Source organism: Longimicrobium sp. (genome assembly GCF_036388275.1).
GTDB lineage: Bacteria > Gemmatimonadota > Gemmatimonadetes > Longimicrobiales > Longimicrobiaceae > Longimicrobium.
This window is the reverse complement of the sequence record NZ_DASVSF010000113.1, coordinates 85,204-108,730: the sequence shown is the minus strand read 5'-3', so window position 1 is coordinate 108,730 and position 23,527 is coordinate 85,204. Positions and strand designations below refer to the sequence as shown.

Here is a 23,527-nt window from a genome sequence, read left to right as displayed (position 1 = left end):
CCCTCTTCAGATCCTGATCCCGAGCCGGCATGCTGAACGCCGTTTCCGTTGAAGCTCCCGAGGTGGACCTCGGTCTGCTGGACGACCTGATCGCGCAGGTGGAGACGGCGTTCCGCGGCAAGCGCGAGACGGTGCGCCTGTCGCTGGCGGCGCTGCTGGCCCGCGGGCACCTGTTGTTCGAGGACATCCCCGGCGTGGGCAAGACCACGCTGGCCCGCGCGCTGACCGCCGCGCTGGGGCTGGAGTTCCGACGCATCCAGTTCACCAGCGACCTGCTGCCCAGCGACGTCCTTGGCGTCTCCGTCTACAATCCGCGCACCCACGAGTTCGAGACGCGCCCGGGGCCCATCTTCACCAACGTGGTGCTGGCGGACGAGATCAACCGCGCGCCGCCCCGCACGCAGAGCGGTCTGCTGGAGGCCATGCAGGAAGGCCGCGTGACCATCGACGAGCGCAGCTACGACCTGGCGCGCCCATTCCTGGTGATGGCCACGCAGAACCCGCTGGAGCAGCACGGCACCTATCCGCTGCCGGAGAGCCAGCTCGACCGCTTCATGATGCGCCTGTCGATCGGCTATCCGGACGCGGACGAGGAGCGCAACGTGGTCCTGCAGTCCGCGGGCACCCACGACGCGGTTGACCGCATCCGCCCGGTGCTGAACGCCGAATCCGTGATCGCGCTGCAGGAGCGGGTGGATTCGGTGCACGCCGACGCGTCCATCGTGGACTACCTGATGTCCGTGGTGCAGGCCACGCGCGCCGAGCCTCGCTTCCGTGCGGGCGCCAGCACCCGCGGCGCAATCGGGCTGCTGCGGGCCGCGCGCGGATACGCGCTGGTGGACGGCCGCGAGTTCCTGGTGCCCGACGACGTTCGCCGCCTGGCGGTTCCCGTCCTGGCGCACCGCCTGCTCCCGGCCGGCGCCTCCGCCGCGACGGGTGAGGCGTACCAGGAAGCGGTCGGCGTGCTGGAAGAGGTGATCGCCCGCATCCCGATGCCGGTCTAAAGGCAGACACCGCAGCCTGTCATCCCGCTCCCGGTTTAAAGGCAGACACTGCAGCCTGTCATCCTGAAGGCCCAGGCGCACCGGACCGGCCTGCACGGCGAACCTCGCGGGCCGAAGGATCCAGCCGAGGGCACGTACAAGCCCGGGCGCGGCAGCGGTCACCGGGGGCGGAGGCCTCGGCTGCCGTGGGGCCCTCACCCGTCCTCGCTTAGGCTCGTCCACCCTCTCCCACAAACAGCGTGGGAGAGGGGGTACACTTCGGGTTTGCGGTGCGCGGCCGAAGAGGGAGCGTCCGACCAGGCCCGGTCCCGGCGGTTGAAACCGCAGCTGGAAAGTCACGAAGTCCGCCTTCGCGGACTGCACGCGTAGTAGAGTGCGCGGGGCCAGCCGGAGCGCAGATCAGGTCTCCCCCTCCCCTGCGCAGCGGGGGACGGGGGCCGGGGGGAGGGGGCTCCCAGACGCATGCACCGGCGCCCTGTCGAACCCCGACCGAAGTTCCCCCCTCTCCCGGCGCAGTTTGCCGGGGGAGGGGCCGGGGGAGGGGCCCCCGCCGAGGCATACGCCCAAGTTCCTTTGCTGTTTCCAAGCGTGAAAATTCCAACTCCCACGTCGCTCGCCCACGTTCGCACCCGCGTCCGTCGCTGGCTGAAGCCGCCGCGGCGGCTTCACTTTTCGCGCGGCGGATGGTTCTTCACCGGCGGCTCGGTGATGCTGGGCTTCGCCGCCGTGGGCACCGGCAACAACCTGCTCTTCCTGCTGCTGGGCGGCATGCTGGGCTTCATCACCCTCAGCGGCTTTCTTTCCGAGCAGATGGTAAGGAACCTGGAGGTGCGCCGCCGCGTGGCCCGCGCCACCGCGGGTTCGCCCGCGCGCATCACCTACGAAATCCGCAACGGCAACCGCCGGCTTTCCGCCTATTCCATCGAAGCCGGCGAGGACGGGCACGAGGCCCGCGGCTGGGTGGCGGCCATCGCGCCCGGCGCCCACGGCGTCGCCCGCGCCGAGCACACCTGGGAGCGCCGCGGCGTGTATCCGCTGGAAACCATCGTGCTTTCCACCACCTTTCCCTTCGGCCTGTTCGTCAAGGAGCGCGACCGCGATGTGCCCGGCGAGGCGGTGGTCTGGCCCCGCGCCGACCGGCCCGTGCGCGAGCCCCGGCCCTCGGGCGAGCGCGTGCGCCAGGCGGGCGAGGCGTACGCAGGCTCGGCCGGCGCGCGCGGCGAGTACCGCGGCCTGCGCCCGTACCGCCCGGGCGACGACCCGCGCGACGTGCACTGGCGCACCACGGCGCGCGTGGGGCATCCCGTGATCCGCGAGTACGAGCGCGACCGGTCACGCGCGCTCTGGCTGTGCCTGGACCTGCGCGCGCCCGACGGCGACCTGGCCGAGGACGCGGTGGAGATCGCCGCCGCGGTGGCATCCGCCGCCCTGAAGCGCGGCGAGGCGTTCGGCCTGGCGACGCAGGATGCGCGCGTGCGGCCGGCCGGCGGGGCCGCGCAGATGGAGCGCGTTCTCGACCTGCTGGCCCGTGCGCGCTTTCGCCCCGACGCGCCGCGGCTGGAGGCGCCCGTACCCGCGGCGGAGTGCGTGCTGGTGACGGCCGGCACGCCACTCCCCGGCTGGGGCGACGTCTTTGCCGCGGCGGAGGGCGGGCGATGAGCGCCGCCCTGCTGCACCGCCGGCTGACGGCCGGGATGGCGTTCGCGGCGCTGCTGGCGTATGCCGTGGGGGCCGGGTGGACGCTGGACGTGGTGGCCAGCGCGCTGGGGCTGGCGGCGGCGATGGTGCGCCTGCCGCCGCCCTCGTGGGGTCCGTCGATCGAGCGGGTCACGCGCATCGTCATCGTGGCGCTGTGCCTGTGGATGCTGTACGTGGCGTTCGTCGTGGTCGGCGACTTCATGCCGGCCGTGATGGCGATGCTTCTGGTCCTGCTCGGCGGCGAGGCGCTGCGCCCGCTGGAGGCGAAGAACGACGGGCGGCTGTACCTGCTGGCCTTCGCGCTGATGATTGCCGCGACGGCGTACTACCCGGGGCTGGCCTTCGGCGCGGCGTTCGTGGCCTTCGTCGTCCTGTCCACCCTGGCGATGATGGTCGGCTCGCTGCGGCGGCAGGCGGAACGCTTCGACGCGCCCGGCGTGCGGGTGCCCCGGCGCACGCTGGCCGGCGCGGCCGCACTGTCGGCGGTGACGCTGCTGGTGAGCGTGGCGTTCTTCGTCATCTTCCCGCGCCTTCCGCGGCAGTGGAACGTGCAGGGGCGCGCAGGAACGGGCGACGTGATGGCGGGCTTCGGCGACGGCGTGTCGCTGGGCGAGCACGGCGGGCGGCTGACGCCCAATCCGGAAGTGGCGTTCCGGGTGGAGTTTCCCGACGGCGGCCCGGCGTACCCCGAGGCGACATACTGGCGCGGCCGCTCGTTCGACCGCTTCGACGGGGTGCGCTGGTCCCGCACCCGCGGCCTCCCCGGGCAGATGTACGGGTCGGACTACGCCCGGCGCTGGGGCGGGCCCGCGCGCCGCACGCGCATCTTCGGCGGGCCGGCCGGCGCGGACGTCCTTTTCGGCCAGCACCCGATCCTCTCCGTGCAGCCTCGCTCCGCCATCCGCGTGCGCCAGGATCCCACGGGCGACCTGCGGTTCTTCGGGTCCGACGAGCCGGTGTACACCGTCACCTCGGGCCGCGAGCTGCCTCCCGAACGCCTGCTGGCCAACAGCCCGCAGGAGAATTCGCCGCTGGTTTCGGCGTACCTGCAGCTTCCGCGGCTGGCCCCCGCCGTCCGCGCCCTGGCCGACTCGCTGACGCACGGCCAGCCGTCGCGCGTGGGCAAGGTGCGTGCGGTAGAGGCGTACCTGCGAACGTTCGAGTACTCGCTGGACCTTCCCGAGACCCGCCGCGACGCCACCATCGAGGGATTCCTCTTCCGCCGCCGCGCGGGACACTGTGAGTACTTTTCGAGCGCGATGGTGGTGATGCTGCGCTCGGTGGGCATCCCCGCCCGCAACGTCACGGGGTTCCTGGGCGGCGAGTGGAACGACTTCGGGGCCTACCTGGCCGTGACGGGAAACGACGCTCACTCGTGGGTGGAGGTATGGTTTCCCACGTTGGGCTGGGTGCCGTTCGATCCCACGCCGCCGTCGCGCGGCACGCTGGTGAACCTGCGGACGGGGACGGGATGGTCGTGGCCGGCCCGCTTCTGGTTCGACGGGCTGGAGCACCGCTGGTACAAGTGGGTGCTGGACTACAACCTGGAGAGGCAGCTCGCGGTATTTCGCGGCCTCGGCGACCTGTTCAGCCGCGGCAACGGAGACAGCTCGCCCTGGTCGCGCGGCCGCCGGCCAGGTGCGCCCGGGGTTCCACCGCTGGTGGCACTCGCGATGGCGCTCCTCGTCGTCGGCGCGGGGGTGATGTGGATCCGGCGCGGACGAAGCGGCCCTCGATCGGTGGAAACGCGCAGCTACCTGGCGCTGCGGCGCGCCTACGAGCGCGCGCGGCTGGGCGGCGCCGCGGGTCCGATGGACTTCGCCGACCGGCTGGAGCGGGAGCGCGCCCCCGGCGCGGCGGCGGGGATGGAACTGGTGCGCCTGTACGTCCGCGCCCGCTTCGGCGGCGAGGACATCGGCGAGGCCGGCCGCGCGCGGATGGACCAGGCGCTGCGAGAAGCCCGTGCGGCCCTCCGCGCCGCTCGCCGCCGGCCGCGGCCGAACGACGATCCGCCACCGCCCGGGAACTCGACGAATCCGCCCACGGACAGCGCGGACGAGCTGCGGCGGAAGAGGGAGCGGGATCCGGCTGGGGTGTAGGCCTCAAGTTATTGATAGGAAACGAGTTATCATCCTGAGCCCAGGCGCACGACACTGGCCCGCAGCACCAACCCCGCGGGCCGACGGATCTAGCCGCGGACACGTACGAATCAGGGCGCGGCAGCGGTCACCGAAGCCGAGGCCTCGGCTGCCGTGGGGCCCTCACCCGGCCGCGCTGACACGCGTGCCACCCTCTCCCACAAACAGCGTGGGAGAGGGGGTACACACCAGATCGCGTGCACCTGGCCCGCCCAAGCGCAATTGAATTCTCCCCTCTCCCGGCGCAGTTTGCCGGGGGAGGGGTCGGGGGAGGGGCCGCCCGCGGCATGAGCCAGCCCAGCCGAAGCGCAGTTCAGGTCTCCCCCTCCCCTGCGCAGTGGGGGACGGGGGCAGGGGGGAGGGGCTCCCTCAGCATGCGAGGCAGCCAATCGAACCCCGCCCGAAGTTCCTCCCCATCCCTGCCCGCGCATCCATCCACATCCCTAACCGAATGCGCCATCAGCACCTGCGGCCTCACCAAACCGTTTTCACTCTCCGTGTTTATCAACCCGAACAAATCCCCAAGACACTAAAGTGCCATCTGCCATTATATTCTGCACCATCACGCGTATCACGACGTGAGCACGATATTGGCAGATACGCCGCGCATTGCGGGCTTCTGCCGCCGCCCAGCCGGCCCCAGCGGCCCGCGTTCTGAGTCACCCCCCGGAGAGGCGAGGATGGACCAAAAGCGCTACGAGGTGGAAATCACGTTCCGCCAGACGATCCGCTATGCCGTGGACGCCGTGAACAGGAAGGTCGCCGAAAAAGCCGCGCTGGACCGGTGGAAAGCCGGTGACGAAGCCACCCTGGTGGGCAGCGAATGCTGCGACGTCGTTGCCGTGCATACCGATGCGGTGCCCTGCGACGACCGCTGCGAAAAGGACGCCCGCGACGCCTATCGCTACCTGCGCGACCGCGAGCTGGTGCTGGAGATGCTCGACGAAGACCAGTTCAACCCCACCGTACACGACGCCGTCTCCGCCGAAGAAGTCGCCCTTCACCTGCACTGGAAGCGCCACGGCGGCAGCGTCGAAGGCCACGCCGACACCCCCCGCGCCGCCCGCGCGCTCGACCGCCTCTGCGCCGACCGGCGGGTGGTTTGCTTTACGCGCGACCGCGTTCGCGCCGGCGAAAAGGGCGAGATCCGCCTGTACTGCACGCCTCAGCACCTGGCGCTGCTTTCGTCCATGATCCTGGACGAGGAGCCGGTCGCCGCCGGAGCCGCGGCCTGACCGCCTGACGGCTTCCCATCTTCGAGCCGGACGCGGGCTCGCGGGGCATGGTCCCTGCGAGCCCGCGCCTTCGTTCATCCCTGTGCACGGGGCGCGCGGTCCAGCGCACCCCATCCGCCACCGCCCGCACGTTCGGCTCTCCCACGATGAAACGGCGCGCCTGGATCACCCTCGCCGTCGTGGCGCTGCTCGGCGCCGCGGGGGTCGTCTGGTATTATGAGATCGAGGGCGACGCCCCGCGCGAGATGGTGGAGCTGGTGGCGGAGGGCGGCGAAAAGGTGCTGCGCGATCCCATGCGCCCGGCCCGTGGCGGGTCGCGCGTGCTCGTCTTTGCGCTGGATGGGGTGGGCGAGGGCGCGCTGCGCACCGCCGTCAGCTCCGGGCGCATGCCGCGGGTCGCCGCGCTCCTCGGCCGGCCGACGCCCGACAGCAGCACCTGGGAGCACGCCTGGATGCAGCCCGGCGTGCTGAGCGTGCTCCCCTCCACCACCTTCGCGGCGTGGGCGTCTCTCTTCACGGGCCAGCCGCCGGCGTACACGGGCGTGCCGGGAAACGAGTGGTTCGCGCGCGAGGAGCGGCGCTTCTACGCGCCCGCGCCCGTGACCATGACGGAGCACGAGCACGCCCTGAAGGTGTTTACCGACCAGTACATGGGGCAGGTGCTGCGCGTGCCCACGGTGTACGAGCGGGCCGGCGTGCGGTCGTACGTGTCGCTGCAGGCGTTTCACCGCGGCGCCGACCTGCTGACCATGCCGGAGCCGCGGGCCTACACGCGGCTCGTCACCGAGGCCGCCGAGGGGCTGGTGAACGGCGAGTCGCCCGGCCAGGAGGTGTACGAAGAACTGGACGTCACCGCCGTGGAAAGCCTGCTGAAGAGCGTCGACAGCCGGGGCGTGGCGGACCTGCAGGTGATCTACTTTCCCGGGGTAGACCTGTACACCCACGTGGCGCGCAATCCTCTGACCGACCAGCTTCGGTACCTGGCCGAGGTGGTGGACGCGCGGGTGGGGGAGGTGCTGGAAGCGTACCGCCGGGCGGGGGCGCTCGATTCCACCTGGGTGATGTTCGTCGCCGACCACGGCCACACGCCCGTGCTGGCGGACGACCGCCACTCGTTAGGGACCGACGGCGACGACGAGCCGCCGCAGGTGCTGCGGAACGCGGGCTTTCGCGTGCGCGCGCTGCGCCTGAACCCGCACCCGGACGAGGAAGACTACCAGGCCACGGTGGCGTACCAGGGCGCGTTTGCCTACGTGTACCTGGCCGACCGCTCCACCTGCGCCGAGCAGGGCGCTCCGTGCGACTGGAAGCGGCCGCCGCGGCTGCGGGAAGACGTGCTCCCCGTCGTCCGCGCGTTCGACGCCGCGAACCGGACCGGCGCGGGCGTCCCAGGCCTTCGCGGCACACTGGACCTGGTGTTCGCGCGGCAGCCACGCGCGCCGGGGCAGGACGCGCTCCCCTTCCAGGTGTGGGACGGCACCCGGCTGGTGCCCATCCGCGAGTACCTGGCCGCGCATCCACGGCCGGAGCTGCTGGACCTGGAGCGGCGGCTGCACGGGCTGGCCGCCGGCCCCTATGGCCACCGCGCGGGAGACGTGCTGCTGCTGGCGCGCACCGGAATGCATCTTCCCGTCGCGGATCGATACTACTTTTCGGGGCACTACCAGTCGTGGCACGGCAGCCCCACCGCGCAGGATAGCGAGATTCCTCTCCTCGTCGCCCGCGCCAACACCTCCGGCGACAGAATCCGCGACCGCGTTCGGCGAGCCGTGGGGCCGAACCCCACGCAACTGAGCATCACCCCGCTGATCCTGAACCTGCTGGGCTCCGGCGGCGCCCGCTGACGGGCGGTACCGCCTGCAGCATACGACAGGCGCCAACGAAAGAACCGCCTGGGAGCGCATCCCGAGGCGGTTCTTGTTTCCATCAGCGATTTGCGGAGTCACAGCACGATGTCGCCACCCGGATCATTCGTGGGGCGCATGGCCTGCAGCTGGTCGCGCGCGCGCTGCAGTGAATGCGGCAGCCGGCAGGAGAACCAGGAGCACTCGAACTAGCAACATCGTAGAGATCATAGAGCCCATCCAGGTAGATGCACCATCAGCGTAGAGGCCTTACAGCGGCGGTGTCGACTGCGGCGGGCGGCGGTGCCGGGTCGCCTGCTCGAAGGCGTACCCGATCTGGATCAGCACCGGTTCGCTCCAGGCGTCACCCAGGATCTGGAGCCCGGTGGGAAGGTTCCCCTGCACGTAGCCCATCGGCACCGAGATGGCCGGAAAGCCGGTGGGAGGCGAGAGCTGCCAGCTGTTGTTGCCATGCGGGGTGTTGAGATCCCCGATCAGGCGGGGCGGGTTGCTCCACGTGGGGTACACCAGTGCGTGCAGCCGCCCGGACGAGAGCACGGCCCGCACCCCCGCGCGTAGCTTGGGCACGTTGGCGACGGCCTCGCGGCACGCCTCGTCCTCCTCCGGAGAGGTGAAGCGCTGGAACTCACGCAGGCGCCCCGCGATCGACGGGTGGAACTTCCCCGACGCCACGATCTCGTCGAGGCTCTTCACGGGGGCACGCGCCCCCAGGCTCGCCAGGTAGGCGTTGATGTCCGTCTTGAAGCGCCCGCACCACAGGGAGCCCGAGATGGTGTCCAGTTCCGGGATCTGCACGTCCACCACCTCCGCGCCCGCGTTCCGCATCACCCGCAGCGCCTCCTCGAAGCGCGCCAGCACCGCGGTGTCGGTGGTCGGGGTGTTCGACAGCTGCCGCACCACGCCGATCCGCTTGCCGCGAAGGCCGTCGGCGCGGAGGTGCGCGGCGTACCCCTCGCGCGGCACGCGCCCACGGCTCTCGGCAGTGACGGGGTCCGCGGGGTCGGGTCCAGCGATGACGTCCAGCACCCGCACCGCGTCGGCCATGGTGCGCGCCATGGGCCCACCCACGTCGCGGTCCAGGTACAGGGGCACGATCCCGTCGCGGCTGGTCAGCCCCATGGTGGAGCGGATGCCGACCAGCGCCGTGTGCGAGGCGGGTCCGCGGATGGAGTTGCCCGTGTCGGTGCCCAGCCCCACCACGCCCAGGCTCGCCGCCACCGCCGCCGCCGTGCCGCCGCTGGACCCGGCGGTGCCGCGGGTGAGGTCGTACGGGTTGCGGGTGTAGCCGGGGAGCATGGACCCCACGGTCTCGTACGGCGTGAAGGCAAACTCGGCCATGTTGCTCTTGGCCAGGACGATGGCGCCGGCCTCCCGCAGGCGGCGCACCTGGAACGCGTCGTCCGGGGGAACGGAGCCGGCGAGCGCGAGCGAACCCGCGGTGGTGGGCAGGTCCCGGGTGTCGTAGTTGTCCTTGACGATCACCGGAATCCCGTGGAGCGGTCCCATCAGCCGCCCCGTCCGCTGGAACTGCCGATCCAGCGAATCCGCCACCGCCAGTGCGTCGGGATTCACGGTGATCAGCGAATTCAGGTAGGGGCCCCGCCGGTCGTATGCGTCGATGCGCGCCAGGTGCGCCGCCACCAGCGCCCGTGCGGTCAGCTGGCCGGCGCGGAATGCCCGGTGGATCTCCTCGATCCCGGCTTCCCGGACCTCGAAGCGCGGCGTCTGGGCCTCGCCCGAAGCGGCGCTGCCGAAGACGAGGGGAAGCGCCACGGCAAGGGCCGCCATCCATCCACGAAGCAGAGATCGCATGCAGTTCACTGTACCTCCTGGAAACGAAACTACGTCAGCGGGTAGAGGGATCAGCGCTCGCACTGGCCCGCGCGCCACTCCCGCGGTTCGCAATCGAAGCCGCCTTCCGCCCACAGCCCCCGGCGAGCCGCCCGGGCCTGCCGCACGGCCGCGCGGATGCGGTCCGCGTGGCGCACGTTCGGGGGATAGACGAGCGCCACTGCATATCCCGACCGCGCCATCTCTTCGTTGACCATCCGCCCGTCTGGCAGCCAGGCGTATGCCAGGAGGCGCTCGAACTGGTCCCGCTCCCGCACGTCCGTTTCCAGGCGCACGCGGGTTCCCGGCGGGGCGAGCGCGCGCAGGGCATCGCCCGCCGCCTCGCCGCTGGCGCCCTGGCCCAGCTCGGGCGCGTCGATCATCAGCAGGCGCACGCGCTGGCCATCCCTGCAGCGCAGCGTGTCGCCGTCGCGGATCCCGTCGTGCGCCACAACGCACGCCAGTCCCCCCGCGTCTCGATCGTCGGAACGTCGGGACGCGGCGGCCGAGTTGCGTTCCTCCTTGGGTCCGAACTCGATCGTGGGGACGATCGACGGCGTGGCGCCGGGCGTGCCCGCGTCCTCCACCGGTGGCGGCTCGCAGGCGGCAAATGCGGCCGCGAGAAGCATCCAGCTGCCCGCTCGCCGAAGGCCCATCAGTAGCTGGAGCCCATCATGATCCCGCTCAGGTCCGCGTCGGCGGAGGAGGGGGCGGCCAGGCGTGCGTGCAGGTCGAAGTCGCCCGGGTTGCTGGCCGCCGCGCGCGCCACCTCGAAGCTGACGGTGCCGGCGCGCACAAGGTCCGCCAGGTGCTGGTCGAACGTTTGCATCCCGTAGCTCTCGCGCCCGGCGGCGATGTGGTCGCGGATTTCCGTGGTGCGGTCGGGGTCGCGGATGCAATCTTCAATGGTCCCCGTGCGCAGCATCACCTCCGCCGCCACCGCGCGGCCCTGGCCCTCTGCCCGGGGGAGCAGGCGCTGCGAGATCACCCCGTGAAGCGCGTCGGAAAGCCGCAGCCGCACCGTGTTCTGCTCGTCGGTTGGAAAGGCGGCGATCAGGCGGGAGATGGTGTTGGTGGCGTCCTTGGTGTGCAGCGTGCTGATCACCAGGTGCCCCGTTTCGGCGGCCTTCAGCGCGATTTCGATGGTTTCGCTGTCGCGCATCTCGCCGATCAGGATCACGTCCGGGTCCTGACGCAGCGCCGCCCGCAGCCCCTTGTGGAACGAGTCGGTGTCGGTGCCCACCTCGCGCTGCGAGATGGAGCTGTGGTTGTCGCGGTGAAGGAACTCGATGGGGTCTTCCAGCGTGACGATGTGGCGCTCGGAATGCAGGTTCATGTGCTGGATCATCGCGGCCATCGTCGACGTCTTGCCGCTCCCCGTCACGCCCGTCACCAGCACCAGCCCGCGCTCGGCCAGCGCCATCTGCTCCACGACTCTCGGCAGCCCCAGGCTTTCCAGCGTGGGCACCTCGAAGGGGATCACGCGCAGGATCACGTTGAAGCTTCCGCGCTGCCGCATGATGTTCACGCGGAACCGCCCCGTCCCCGACAGCCCCCACGAGCAGTCGAAGTCCATCATCTCGTCGATCTGCGACCGCGCGCGCTCGGTCGGCAGCACCTTCAGGGCAAAAGCGCGCGAATGGTCGGGCGTCAGCTTCTGCCTGGTGAGCGGCACCAGGCGCCCGTTGATGCGCGCGCGAACGAAGTCGCCGCCCTTCACGTGGATGTCGCTGGCCCCGCGCTCCACCGCCGCCGCAATGATCTTTTCCACCGGGTACGGACTCCGGGCTGCGACCGCCCGCCCACCGGGCTTGCGTCTTCGGGAGATGAGGTTGCGCGGACCGGTGCCGCGCGCGTGGTCGTGTGCCTAACGATAACATTCGCAACGTCGCACGGCACCCGCCACCAACCGCCTATTCTTGTGATTCTCCGCGCCGGAGGCGGCGGAACGCGCGCCGACCTGTTACCTTCGGGATGGTTCCGGACCCACGCACCCGCACCCACGCACTGTCATGATCGTCAAGCGCTTCTACGACGAAAAGCTCGCGCAGGCCAGCTACCTGATCGGCTGCGGCGCCACCGGCGACGCGCTGGTGGTAGACCCCAACCGAGACGTGGAGCAGTACGTGCGCGCCGGGGAGGCGGAGAAGCTTCGCGTGACAGCGGTGACGGAAACGCACATCCACGCCGACTACGTCTCGGGAAGCCGCGAGCTGGCGGCGCGCACCGGCGCGCGCCTCTACCTCTCGGCCGAGGGGGGCGACGACTGGCAGTACGCCTTTGCCGCGGCGGACGGCGCGACGCTGGTGCGCGACGGCGACCGGTTCTCCGTAGGGAACGTGCGGGTGACGGTGCTTCACACGCCCGGGCACACGCCGGAGCACCTGAGCTTTCTGATCACCGACGCGGCGGCCGCCGACCGGCCCATCGCCGCGGTGACCGGCGACTTCATCTTCGTGGGCGACGTGGGGCGGCCGGACCTGCTGGAAAAGGCGGCCGGCGTGGCGGGAACCATGGAAGCGGGGGCGCGCAGCCTGTTCGCCAGCCTGCGGCGCTTCAAGGCCGAGCAGCCCGACTGGCTGCAGATCTGGCCGGGGCACGGCGCCGGCTCCGCCTGCGGTAAGGGGATGAGCGCCATTCCGCACAGCACGCTCGGCTACGAAAAGCTGTTCAACTGGGCGGTGTCGGAAGAAAGCGAGGACGCATTCGTCCGCACGGTGCTGGCTGGCCAGCCCGAGCCGCCGAAGTACTTCGCGCAGATGAAGCGCATCAACCGCGAAGGCCCGGCCCTGCTGAACGGCTTCCCCCGTCCGGCGCGGATGGAGGCGGACACGCTCGCGGCGTTGCTGGAAGGCGGGGCGACCGTGGTGGATACGCGCTCCACAGACGCGTTCGGCCAGGGGCACGTCCCGGGCACCATCAACATCCCGTTCAACAAGTCGTTCAGCACCTGGGCGGGATCGCTGGTTCCCTTCGGCCAGCCGTTCTATCTGCTCATGGCCGACGAGTCGGGCGCGGCCGTGGCCGAGGCGGTAAAGGACTTGGCGATGATCGGGCTGGACGAGGTGGCCGGCTGGTTCGGGAGCGACGCGGTGGCGGCGTGGGCGAGCTCCGGCCGGCCGATGGAGCGCATTCCGCAGATCACGGCGGCGGAGTTGCGGGCGCGGATGGAGGCGGGCGACGTGGAGGTGATCGACGTGCGGGGGCGCGCGGAGTGGGACGCCGGCCACCTGCCGTCGGTCCCCAACGTTCCCCTGGGCTACCTGCCGGACCGCCTGGACGAGGTGCAAACAGGGAAGCCGGTGGTGCTGCAGTGCCAGGGAGGCGCGCGCTCCGCCATCGCCGCAAGCGTCCTGCAGGCCCACGGCATCACCGACGTCATGAACCTCACCGGCGGATACCAGGCCTGGCACGCCGCGGGCCTCCCGGTCAAAACGCCGGAAGAAAGGCTGGTTCCTGCTAGATCCGGCACCCCGGCTTCCGGAAAATAGCGGTCGCAGGCCCGGAGAACTCCGGGAACTGAGCCGCAAGCTTCAGTGTATCAATGCTTCCGCACACCCGGAGAAGAGATGCGCATTGAGACGAAGATCAAGGAACGAGCTGACATCGAACAGATCGAGCGAATCCAGAAGCTCCTGGAAACCGGCAGTTCCGATCTGGTACGAAACGCTGTCTCGTTGTTCGCGTGGGCCGTTGAAGAATCCCTGGCCGGGCGTCGGGTCGGGAGCATGGACGCGGCCGGAACGCGGGTCAGGGAAGTAGTCAATCCCCTTTTGGACCGCGCGCGAAGGACGGCCACCTACAACCTGGAACCCGAGGGCTTCGCGTTCGTTCAGCGGTTGATCACCCGCCCGCCGGAACCCACGGATGCGCTCCGAGCCCTGATGGGGGCCGATGCAGCCGGTATGGAAGCGTCGTGACCGATGGTCATCCGGCCGCTGGAAAGAGGAGATGATCGGGAGGGCTTCCGTTGCGGAGAGCCCGCTCTGGACACGTTCCTCCGCAAGCACGCTCTCTCGAACCATGAGAGTGGGCTTAGCCGCATCTACGTAGCGGTGGACGATCCCGCGTCACGCGTCCTCTTGGGCTACTACGCCCTGAGCAACACCTCGATCGCGGCCGACCAGCTAGCCGCGATTGTCACCCAACGGCTTCCCCGTTACCCGATTCCCGCGATCCTGATCGGAAAGCTCGCAACCGACGAGCGCCGCCACGGCCGGGGGCTTGGCCGCGACCTCCTCAAACACGCTCTGCAAACCTCATTGCGGGCCGCCGAACTCAGTGCCGCTCTCGGGGTGCTGGTAGACGCGAAGAGTACCGACGTCATGGGCTTTTACGAGAGATACGGATTCCAGGTGATCCCGCCTTCGAAGCTACCCCAGCCCATGTTCCTCCCGATGGCAACGCTTCGGACGTCGCTCCCCTGAGGGTTCAGCCGAGCAGCAGGCGATAGGCGATGCCGCACGCGGCGGCGCCGGCCAGGACCGGGAGCATGCCGGCTTTGAAGCGGAAGATCGCTACGGCGGCGCCGACAGCGATGAGCAGGGAGGCGGGGTTCAGGGTGGCCCAGTCCGGGACGAGCACGCGCAGCCCAAAGCCGCGCACCTCGCCGATGCGGCCGAACAGCACGTGCAGGGCGAACCAGACCGCCAGGTTCAGGATCACCCCCACGACCGCGGCGGTGATTCCCCGCAGCGCCGCGGCGAGCCCCCGGTTGCCGCGCAGGCGCTCGACGTACGGGGCGCCCGCGAAGATGAACAGGAACGACGGCGCGAAGGTCACCCACGCGGTCAGCGTGGCCCCCAGCACCCCGGCCAGCATCGGCGGGATCGCGCCGGGATCGCGGTAGGCGCCCACGAACGCCACGAACTGCAGCACGAGGACCAGCGGCCCGGGCGTGGTCTCCGCCATCCCCAAGCCGTCCAGCATCTCCCCCGGCATCAGCCAGCCGTATCGCTCCACCGCCTGCTGCGCCACGTACGCCAGCACCGCGTACGCCCCGCCGAACGTCACCGCCGCAGCGTGGCCAAAGAACAGCCCCTGGTCTACGAACACGCTCGCGCGGCCGAACACCATCCACACCAGCGCCACCGGCATCCACCAGATCACCAGCCACAACGCCACGACACGAATGGTGTGCATCCACTCCGCCTCGCGGCTCCCCGCACGCGGAACGACGCCGGGCGGCGGGGCTTCGGGGGCGACGCGGCGGCGCTCGACGATCCATCCGGCGAAGCCTGCGCCAAGGACGATCACCGGAAAGGGAACCTGCAGGAAGAAGATGCCCGCGAACGCCGCCGCCGCCAGCGCGACCAGCGCACGATCCTTCAGCGCCCGCCGGCCGATGCGGATCACCGCTTCGACCACCACCGCGATGATCGCCGGCTTCAGCCCGAAGAACAGCGCGGCCACCAGCCCGGTGTTGCGGTACGCCGCGTAGGTGGCGCTGAGGGCCAGCATGGTCAGGAACCCGGGGAGCACGAACAGCAGCCCCGCCACCAGGCCGCCCCTCGCGCGGTGCAGCAGCCATCCCACGTACGTAGCCAGCTGCTGCGCCTCGGGGCCGGGCAGGAGCATGCAGTAGTTCAGCGCGTGAAGAAAGCGCGCCTCGCCGATCCACCGCTTCTCGTCCACGAGGATGCGGTGCATGACGGCGATCTGCCCAGCCGGCCCGCCAAAGCTCAGGAACCCTACACGCGCCCACGTCCGTACGGCCTCGCGGAAGGGCACGTCGGGAAGGGCGTCGGTATCGGTCGGGGATGCGGTCGGGGGGAGCATGGGCGGGACGATAACGGGCGGACGGGACGAGCACAAACGCAAGGCGGGGGCGATGGATTGAAACTCGGGCTTCACCTGCCGCGTACGGTACCGGGCAGGACCTGAAGATCCCTAACGGAAAGACGGAGCACCAAGATGTTCGCCTCTACATACAAGCTCGTTTCGAAGTCGGTGCGCAGCGTGATGATCGCCGTGGGCCTGGTGCCCGCCGCCTCCCCGGTTCCCGGGCTCGCCGGATGGCGCCGCGCCGCCGTGGCTCGCTGACCCAGCCCGAACCACAACGACACGAGGCGCCTCATCCAACCGGTTCCGCGCCTCGTTTCTATCTATCTTCCTGCAGCAGGTGAACAGCCGCAGGGCCGACGACGGCGGGATCTGGCGCTCTGTCGGAGGGTCGAAAGCAAAAAGGCGCGGGGCCACTGGGCTCCGCGTCTTTTTCTTGATGTCACGGCTGTCCGGAAAAGTTCCTTGGATGAGCCTGTCCACGCTGCTAACTTTACGTCCGGACAAAAGAAAACCCCGGGTTGATCACCGACGCGAGGTCGGGAGAGCAATAGCCCGGGGACAGTGCTCACAATGATAGCGTGATAACCGACGTTGCGCAAGACCCGTACGCTCGTGCCGTTTGGCAGGCACTCTCACGGGAGCGCCTGGGCGGGTACGGTGGGGCCGGCGTGCCCTGGGTGGATGTTCTGAGCAGATACCTGTGGAACATCGCTCTGTGCGAGGCCACGTATCCGACGCTGCAGACGCTGGAGGTCGCCCTTCGGAACGCGGTGTTCGACGCGGGCTGCGCATCGTACCCGTTCACCGCGTCGCCAAGCCTCGCGCAGGTGCCCTGCTGGCTGGACACGGCTGTCCTGCTGCCGGGCGACCGTAGCAAGGTCGCTGGCGCCAAGGCGCGCCTCCGCGATGCGGGAAAACCGCCCGAGCCCTGTCGGCTTGTCGCGGAGCTGACGTTCGGATTTTGGACCACGCTCTTCGACGTGCGCTACGAGAACACGCGCATCCTGTGGCCGAGGCTGTTCGGGCAGAAGATCTTCGCCGACGCACCCAAGCGGTTCAGGAATCGAAAGGCGCTGTCTCCCTTGCTGAACCGGGTGCGGCACCTGCGCAACCGCGCGTTTCACCATGAGCCCATCTGGCACTGGCGCGACCTGCGCGAGCAGCACGCGATTGCGCTGGACCTGATCGGATGGATGAGCCCACCGCTCCGCGAAACCGTCGGGGCGCTGGACCGGTTCGACGCAGTGTATGCTGACGGGCTGGACCCGTTTCGGGAGATCGTGCTCACCGCTGCCGGGACGGCACGGGCCGCGTGACTGGGCCGTGTCGCTTGCTGGTGGATTGGTGGGCAGGTAATGTTTGTGGCGGATTCGGATTCGTTCCTCCGTTCGTCCCGCCGGCCCACCCCACCTCTACACGACCATGCAACCGCAGAGCATCGACGACGTCATCGCGCGGCTCGAATCCATCATCGACGACGCGGTCGCGCGCGGCGATCGCATCGGCTATTTCGCCGCACTGTACAACCGCGTGACGCTGGCCGTGCGCGAGGGCATCCGCACGGGAGAGTTCCAGGATGGGCCGCGGATGGAGCGGCTGGACGTGACCTTCGCCACGCGGTTCCTGGACGCGCTGGATGCATGGCGCGCGGGGCAGCTCCCCAGCCGGGTGTGGCTGAAGGCGTTCGAGGCCACGCTCAGCCCCACGCCCGTAATCCTTCAGCACCTGCTGGCGGCGATGAACGCACACATCACGCTGGACCTGGGCATCGCCGCCGCGCGCACCTGCCCCGGCGCCGAGCTGCCCGGGCTGAAGACCGACTTCGACCGCATCAACACCGTTCTCGCCTCGCTCACGCCCACGGTAGAAGGCGAGATCGGCCGCGACTCGCCGGAGTTCGCGCTGCTGTCGCGCGTTGCGCCGGCGGTGGAGAATCACATCGTGGGCTTTGCGATGGACGACGCGCGAGCGATGTCGTGGGCATTCGCCTCGGCGCTCGCGCCGCTGCCGCTGCAGCAGCAGGTGCCGCTGATGGCCCGGCGTGACGACGAGGCCGCGATCGCCTCCGCCGCCATCCTGGCCGACGGGATCTTCGCGCGCGTCCTGCGGCACAAGGAGAGTACCGACGTAGCCGCGAACATCCGCTCGCTGGCGCAGGGCGAGTTCCGCATCTCCGTCGCCGCCGCGGACGTGGCCACGGCCGCATCCATCCCCGCCTGACGGCGTCTGCCCCATGTCGGAATCCGTTCGCACCGATCTTCACGAAGCCAACCGCCTGTCGTGGAACGCGGCCACGGTGGCGCACAACAGCCACAAGGGCGACCAGGCCGCGTTCCTCCGCGGCGGCGGCAGCACGCTCTTTCCCGAAGAGCTGGAGCTGCTGGGTCCGCTCGCCGGCCGAACGCTGGTGCACCTGCAGTGCAACGCGGGGCAGGACACACTCAGCCTGGCGCGGCTGGGCGCCGTGGCCACCGGCGTGGACATCAGCGACGAGGCGATCGACTTCGCGCGGCGCCTCTCGGCCGAGAGCGGCGTTCCCGCCACCTTCGAGCGTGCCGACGTCTATGCCTGGCTGGCCGAGGCGGCGCGCGGCGGGCGGCGCTTCGACCTGGCCTTCTCGTCGTACGGCGCCGTGTGCTGGCTGACGGACCTGGATGCGTGGGCGCGCGGAATCGCGGGCATCCTGGCCCCGGGTGGGCGGTTCGTGCTGGTGGAGTTCCATCCCGCCGCCACGATGTACGACGAAGACCTGCGCCTGCGCTTTCCCTACTCCAGCCGCGAGCCCATCGAAACCGAAGAAGGCGTGGGTGACTACGTCGCTGTTTCCGGCGACGGTCTGATCGCGGGCGAGCGCACGGAAGGCGTGAAGGACTTCCACAATCCGCATCGCTCGTACGACTTCCAGTGGGGCGTGGCGGAGATCGTCCAGGCGCTGATCGGCGCGGGGCTGCGCATCGAGGTGCTGCGCGAGTGGATGTACAGCAACGGATGGGCTCCCTTCCCCGGAATGCGCGCCGAGCCGGGCCGCCGCTTCCGGATGCCGGAGGGCTATCCGGACCTCCCCCTGATGTACGGTGTGTCGGTCCGCCGCGACGGCTGACGTTCGGCTGAATCTTCGCGGCCAGCGGTCCGTATTTGCCTGCACGACCTCCGCCGTCCGTCGCGGAGCGCGCGAGCCCCGGATCCTGGCCATCAGGCGATAATGCACGTCGCCCAAGCGCAGACCCGCACGCCCGATCCGTGGGCATTGTTCGGGACGGACCTGGAACCGGCGCACCTGCCGGTCGTCGCGGGTCTGGACGAGGCGCCGCGTGAGGCTCCCCACGCCCGCATCACCCTCCGCACGGTGGACGGGGACGTCGCGGTGACGGTCGCCGCCGCCTGGATCATGCTGGCGCTCCTGTCCCTGATCGGGATGTTCATCGGCTGGACGACGGACGCGTCCAGCCTGGTGATCGCGGGCGGATGCGTCCTCGTCGCCGGCGCGGCGGGCGCGCGGGCGCTGTACCGCAGGCTCGCCCGGCCGATGGCGGAATTCGTCGTGGACGAGCGGGGCATCAGCCAGCGGATGCTTCGCGCGCATGGCGGCGAGGTGACCACGCTGATCCGGTGGGACGGCATCGCCTCGTATCGCGATTCCGAGAGCCTGGACAGCGCGTACCTGCGCGTGGTGGGCACCAGCGGCGCGGCGATGACGCTGCGCCAGGCGCCGCCCACGGACGAGATGTACCGCCTGATCCGCGCCTTCGCCGCGGAGGCGGAATGGCATGGCGTACGGGCCTCCGAGCCATTGGCCGAGCTGCGGAGCTACGCGCCGGGGATCAGGACCACGCTGGTGCTGCTGGCCGTTACGAAGGTGATCTTCGGTTTTTTTCCCGACGCCGCGGAAGGGATCGGGATGGTCGTTCTGCTCCTGTTGATCGGCGGGTGGAACGCGTACGCGATGCTTTCCGATGACGACCTGGCCCTGGAGGATCGCCAGTCCGCCCGCTGGGACGCCGGCCTTCGCGACAGCACCCGCCGACTGCTCGGGATCGAGACGGTCTGACCCGGTTGTGCTCGGCCCGCCCAATCCGATGGCAGTGATTCGCGCGGTTCTGCGCGTTCATCCGCAAGGGCAGGTACCGCCCGGCCATCCCCCCGTCCCGCCGCATTCGATGAACATCTTCTGCCACCCTCGCCAGCACCCGTTCGTGCGCCGGCTGAAAGCGGGGAGCGCGCCCATCTGTGCCGTGAGCGGCGCCTTCTGGAAAGCGTTCGGCGTGGTGATGCTTGCCATGCTCCCCTCCTGCGCGCCGGCCGCGGTGCAGCCCGCCGTGACGGGAAAATCACCCGCCGAAGCCGAACGAGAGGTGCGGCGGCTGGAAGAGGTGGAGTGGGCTCGCGCCGTACAGCAGAAGGACACCGCCTGGTTCCAGCGGCACCTGGCTGACGAACTGGTCGCGACCACCGGCCGGACGGGACGCGTGACCACCAAGGCACAGGAGATGGCCGGCATCCTATCCTCCACGGGCGGCGGGGCGGACCGCGTGACGGAGCTTCGCGTGCAGCCGTACGGCGACGTGGCGGTCGCCACCTTTCGGCTGGAGACCTCGGGGAGCGACGACACGGGTCCGTACACGCGCACGGCCCGGTACACGGAGGTTTGGCACTTTCGCGATGGGCGGTGGCAGCTGGTGGCGTCGCACAGCAGCCTGATCCCGCCGCCCTGACCGATGCCGTCCTGCGCGGGGTGCTGAAATCACATCCGTCTGACGGCACCGACGTTCGGGCGCGGATGTTGATTGGGGATCCGTTCCATGATCCGCATCCGCCGCCCTGACACGACTTCCGACCCACGGATCGAGCCCGCCGAGCGCTGGTTCGCCTCGCGGGGTTGGGAGCCGTTCGCGTTTCAGCGCGAGGTGTGGAGCGCGTACCTGGATGGCGAGAGCGGGCTGATCCACGCGGCGACGGGAACGGGCAAGACGTACGCGGCGTGGATGGGCGCCGTGCTCGAGTCCCTCGCCGAGGGATCGGCCACGGGAGCCAAAGCGCCGCCGCTGCGCATCCTGTGGATCACCCCCCTGCGCGCCCTTGCCGCCGACACCGAGGCCGCCCTGCGCGCGCCGCTGGCGGACCTCGAACTCTCGTGGACCTTGGAGTCGCGCACGGGCGACACCTCCGCGGCCGTCCGTTCCCGCCAGCGCACGCGCCTTCCCACCGCGCTGGTCACCACCCCCGAAAGCCTGGCCCTGCTCCTGTCCCGCGACGACGCCCAGGCGCTGTTCTCTGACCTGCGCGCGGTGATCGTCGACGAGTGGCACGAACTAATGGGCAGCAAGCGCGGCGTGCAGGCAGAACTGGCCCTGGCGCGGCTGCGCGCCTGGCGGCCCGGGATGCGGACGTGGGGGCTGTCGGCGACCATCGGCAACCTGGACGACGCGCGGGACGCGCTGCTGGGCGTGCGCGCAGAGTCCAGCCCCGGGCGGATCGTGCGCGGGCTGGTGCCCAAGGACATCGTGGTGGATTCGCTGATTCCGCCCACGATCGAGCGGTTTCCCTGGGCCGGGCACCTGGGCACGCAGATGCTTCCGCAGGTGGTGGATGCCGTGGAAGAGGGCGAAACGGCCATCGTCTTCACCAACACGCGCTCGCAGACGGAGATCTGGTACCAGGCGCTGCTGGAGGCGCGGCCGGATTGGGCGGGGCAGATCGCGCTTCACCACGGGTCGCTGGACCGCGCGCGCCGCGACTGGGTGGAGGACGGCCTGCGCACGGGCAAGCTGCGCTGCGTGGTGGCGACGTCCAGCCTGGACCTGGGCGTGGACTTTTCGCCGGTGGACCGCGTGCTCCAGATCGGCTCGCCCAAGGGCGTGGCGCGCCTGCTTCAGCGCGCGGGGCGCAGTGGGCACCGCCCGGGTGCCGTCAGCCGCGTCACCTGCGTGCCGACGAATACGCTGGAGCTGATCGAGGTGGCCGCGGCCCGTGACGGGGTCCGTGCGGTCTCGGTGGAGTCGCGCCATCCCGTGGAACGGCCGCTGGACCTGCTGGCCCAGCACGTGGTCACCGTGGCGCTCGGTGGCGGATTCCGCCCGGACGAGCTGAAGGCGGAGGTGCGCACCACCCGCTCGTACGCCGGGCTGATGGACGACGAGTGGCAGTGGGTGCTGGACTTCGTCACCCGCGGCGGCGATGCGCTGAGTGCGTATCCCGAGTTCCAGCGCGTGGTGGTGCGCGACGACGGGATGTACGTGGTGGAGGACCGCGGCGTGGCCCGGCGGCACCGGATGTCCATCGGCACCATCGTCAGCGACGCGTCCATCACGGTGAAGTACGTGGCGGGTGCGCGGCTGGGCAGCGTGGAGGAGAGCTTCATCGCCCGGCTGAACCCCGGCGACCGCTTCGTCTTCGCGGGGAAGCCGCTGGAGTTCGTCCGCGTGCGCGACATGACGGCCTGGGTGCGGCGTACAAAATCCACCAAGGGGCTGATCCCGCGGTGGATGGGGGCGCGGATGCCGCTTTCCACCGAACTGGCCGCCTCGCTGCGCGCCCGGCTGGAAGAGGCGTCGCGCGGCGTGTTCCGCGATCCCGAGATGGAGGCCATCCGTCCCATCCTGGAGGTGCAGGCGCGCTGGTCGCGCATCCCCCGCGCCGACGAGCTGCTGATCGAGCGGGTGAAGACGCGCGAGGGGCACCACCTGTTCCTCTTTCCCTTCGACGGCCGGCTGGTGCACGAGGGGCTGGCGGCGCTCTTCGCGTACCGCATCTCGCGGCTGGTGCCCATCTCGTTCACCATGTCGATGAACGACTACGGCGTGGAGCTGCTGTCGCCCGAGCCTGCCCCGCTGGGCGAGGCGTTGGCCGCCGGCCTGCTCTCGCCGCACGGCCTGGTGGACGACGTTCCCGCTTCGCTGAACGCGGCGGAGATGGCCCGCAGGCAGTTCCGCGAGATCGCGCGGGTGGCGGGACTGGTGTTCCAGGGCTTTCCGTACGCGGGCAAGTCCGCCCGGCAGCTGCAGGCCTCCAGCGGCCTGTTCTTCGACGTGTTCACGCGGTACGATCCCGGCAACCTGCTGGTCAGCCAGGCGCACCGCGAGGTCATGGAGCGGCAGCTGGAAAGCAGCCGCCTGGGCCAGACGCTGGAGCGCCTTTCGGCTGGCCGCGTGGTGATCACCGAGCCGAAGCGCACGCCGCCGCTGGCCTTCCCGCTGCTGGTGGACCGCACGCGCAACTCCGTCACCAGCGAGTCGGTGGGAGACCGGGTGCAGCGGATGAAGGTGGCTCTCGAAAAGGCGGCGGACACGGGGCGATGAAGGACCTGGAGATCGAGTTGTGCGGCGAGCGCCTGGTGCTTCTCCCGGAGCGCGCCGCGTATCGCCCATCCAACCGCACGCTGCTGGTGGCGGATCCGCACTTCGGCAAGGCGGCGGCGTTCCGGGCGCACGGGCTGGCCGTCCCGGGCGGCACGACGGCGGACACGCTCGCCCGGCTGACGGCGGCGCTGGAGCGTACGGAGGCGGAGCGCCTGGTGTACCTGGGCGACTTCTTCCACGCGCGTGCCAGCCGGGCGCCCGCGACGCTGGATGCGCTCGCGCGGTGGCGGGACGCGCATCCGGATCTGCGCATCACGCTCGTACGCGGCAACCATGACCGGCACGCGGGCGACCCGCCGGGCGAGCTGGGCATCCAGTGCGTGGACGGCCCGCTCCCCGATGCGCCGTTCGCCTACGCGCACCACCCGGAGCCCGCGCCGGCGTGCTACATCCTCGCCGGGCACATCCACCCCTCCGTCACCCTGCGGGGGATCGGGCGTCAGCGTCAGCGGCTCCCCTGCTTCCACTTCGGTCCGCGGGTGGGCATCCTCCCCGCGTTCGGGGAGTTCACCGGCACCGCGGACGTGCCCGTCAGCGAAGGCGACCGGCTGTACGTGGTTGCGGACGCGCAGGTAATCGAAATCACCTGAACGAGAGCCGGCCCCGGGACGCTCCCAG

20 protein-coding genes are annotated in these 23,527 nt (G+C 70.3%); 16 read left to right on the top strand and 4 right to left on the bottom strand.

The annotated features are described in order from the left end of the window. The first annotated feature begins 29 nt into the window (after positions 1-29). From VF632_RS26845 to VF632_RS26825, 5 genes are all read left to right on the top strand, one after another. Entirely contained in the window at positions 30-1,004 is a 975-nt protein-coding gene (locus VF632_RS26845) for a MoxR family ATPase (RefSeq protein WP_331026039.1), read from the top strand. Between the two features lie 588 nt (positions 1,005-1,592). Beyond that, entirely contained in the window at positions 1,593-2,663 is a 1,071-nt protein-coding gene (locus tag VF632_RS26840; RefSeq protein ID WP_331026038.1) for a DUF58 domain-containing protein, read from the top strand. Next, positions 2,660-4,801 carry a transglutaminase TgpA family protein gene (locus VF632_RS26835; RefSeq protein ID WP_331026037.1) on the top strand — a complete coding sequence of 714 codons (2,142 nt, stop codon included), beginning with the start codon at positions 2,660-2,662 and terminating at the stop codon, positions 4,799-4,801. Before VF632_RS26840 ends, VF632_RS26835 begins: the two co-directional genes overlap by 4 nt. Before the next feature lie 719 nt (positions 4,802-5,520). Then, entirely contained in the window at positions 5,521-6,075 is a 555-nt protein-coding gene (locus VF632_RS26830; RefSeq protein ID WP_331026036.1) for a hypothetical protein, read from the top strand. A 146-nt stretch (positions 6,076-6,221) separates the two neighbouring features. Next, positions 6,222-7,919, top strand: coding sequence for an alkaline phosphatase family protein (locus tag VF632_RS26825; protein WP_331026035.1), 1,698 nt, complete (start codon positions 6,222-6,224; stop codon positions 7,917-7,919). Between the two features lie 270 nt (positions 7,920-8,189). Here VF632_RS26825 and VF632_RS26820 read toward each other — a convergent pair whose 3' ends face one another. Genes VF632_RS26820 through VF632_RS26810 form a run of 3 tightly spaced genes read right to left on the bottom strand, consistent with a single transcriptional unit; the run spans position 8,190 to position 11,541 of the window. Further along, a complete protein-coding gene (locus VF632_RS26820) occupies positions 8,190-9,752 on the bottom strand; it encodes an amidase family protein (RefSeq protein WP_331026034.1) in 1,563 nt (520 codons plus the stop codon). Between the two features lie 50 nt (positions 9,753-9,802). Next, complete coding sequence (locus VF632_RS26815) at positions 9,803-10,426, bottom strand: thermonuclease family protein (RefSeq protein WP_331026033.1); 624 nt, start codon at positions 10,424-10,426, stop codon at positions 9,803-9,805. Further along, a complete protein-coding gene (locus VF632_RS26810) occupies positions 10,426-11,541 on the bottom strand; it encodes a PilT/PilU family type 4a pilus ATPase (RefSeq protein WP_331026032.1) in 1,116 nt (371 codons plus the stop codon). The genes VF632_RS26815 and VF632_RS26810 overlap by 1 nt, the downstream gene beginning before the upstream one ends. 241 nt (positions 11,542-11,782) lie before the next feature. On the opposite strand from VF632_RS26810, the gene VF632_RS26805 reads away from it, so the two are divergent. The 3 genes from VF632_RS26805 to VF632_RS26795 all read left to right on the top strand — a co-directional run bounded on the left by VF632_RS26805 (position 11,783) and on the right by VF632_RS26795 (position 14,197). Beyond that, a complete protein-coding gene (locus VF632_RS26805) occupies positions 11,783-13,261 on the top strand; it encodes an MBL fold metallo-hydrolase (RefSeq protein ID WP_331026031.1) in 1,479 nt (492 codons plus the stop codon). Positions 13,262-13,339: 78 nt separating this feature from the next. After that, a complete protein-coding gene (locus VF632_RS26800; RefSeq protein WP_331026030.1) occupies positions 13,340-13,690 on the top strand; it encodes a hypothetical protein in 351 nt (116 codons plus the stop codon). Positions 13,691-13,693: 3 nt separating this feature from the next. Next, a complete protein-coding gene (locus tag VF632_RS26795) occupies positions 13,694-14,197 on the top strand; it encodes a GNAT family N-acetyltransferase (RefSeq protein WP_331026029.1) in 504 nt (167 codons plus the stop codon). Between the two features lie 4 nt (positions 14,198-14,201). On the opposite strand, the gene chrA is transcribed toward VF632_RS26795, so the two are convergent. After that, positions 14,202-15,548, bottom strand: a complete 1,347-nt coding sequence (gene chrA, locus VF632_RS26790) for a chromate efflux transporter (RefSeq protein ID WP_331026028.1) — start codon at positions 15,546-15,548, stop codon at positions 14,202-14,204. A gap of 135 nt (positions 15,549-15,683) precedes the next feature. Between chrA and VF632_RS26785 the strand changes: the two genes are divergently transcribed. The 8 genes from VF632_RS26785 (at position 15,684) to pdeM (ending at position 23,499) form a co-directional block, all read left to right on the top strand. Then, entirely contained in the window at positions 15,684-15,812 is a 129-nt protein-coding gene (locus VF632_RS26785; protein WP_331026027.1) for a hypothetical protein, read from the top strand. A 512-nt stretch (positions 15,813-16,324) separates the two neighbouring features. After that, positions 16,325-16,870 (top strand): hypothetical protein, encoded by a 546-nt coding sequence (locus tag VF632_RS26780; RefSeq protein WP_331026026.1) that lies wholly within the window; start codon positions 16,325-16,327, stop codon positions 16,868-16,870. 106 nt (positions 16,871-16,976) lie between these two features. Then, the gene (locus VF632_RS26775; RefSeq protein ID WP_331026025.1) at positions 16,977-17,774 is read left to right on the top strand and encodes a DUF5995 family protein; all 798 of its coding nucleotides are present in this window, start codon (positions 16,977-16,979) and stop codon (positions 17,772-17,774) included. 13 nt (positions 17,775-17,787) lie between these two features. Beyond that, positions 17,788-18,654, top strand: a complete 867-nt coding sequence (locus VF632_RS26770) for a class I SAM-dependent methyltransferase (RefSeq protein WP_331026024.1) — start codon at positions 17,788-17,790, stop codon at positions 18,652-18,654. A gap of 102 nt (positions 18,655-18,756) precedes the next feature. Next, on the top strand, positions 18,757-19,602 hold the full coding sequence (locus tag VF632_RS26765) for a hypothetical protein (protein WP_331026023.1): 846 nt from the start codon (positions 18,757-18,759) through the stop codon (positions 19,600-19,602). A gap of 109 nt (positions 19,603-19,711) precedes the next feature. Next, positions 19,712-20,266 carry a nuclear transport factor 2 family protein gene (locus tag VF632_RS26760; protein ID WP_331026022.1) on the top strand — a complete coding sequence of 185 codons (555 nt, stop codon included), beginning with the start codon at positions 19,712-19,714 and terminating at the stop codon, positions 20,264-20,266. An 87-nt stretch (positions 20,267-20,353) separates the two neighbouring features. Next, the gene (locus VF632_RS26755) at positions 20,354-22,849 is read left to right on the top strand and encodes a ligase-associated DNA damage response DEXH box helicase (protein ID WP_331026021.1); all 2,496 of its coding nucleotides are present in this window, start codon (positions 20,354-20,356) and stop codon (positions 22,847-22,849) included. Then, positions 22,846-23,499: a ligase-associated DNA damage response endonuclease PdeM gene (gene pdeM, locus VF632_RS26750; protein WP_331026020.1), complete on the top strand. Its 654-nt coding sequence runs from the start codon at positions 22,846-22,848 to the stop codon at positions 23,497-23,499. The genes VF632_RS26755 and pdeM overlap by 4 nt, the downstream gene beginning before the upstream one ends. The last annotated feature ends 28 nt before the right edge of the window (positions 23,500-23,527 follow it).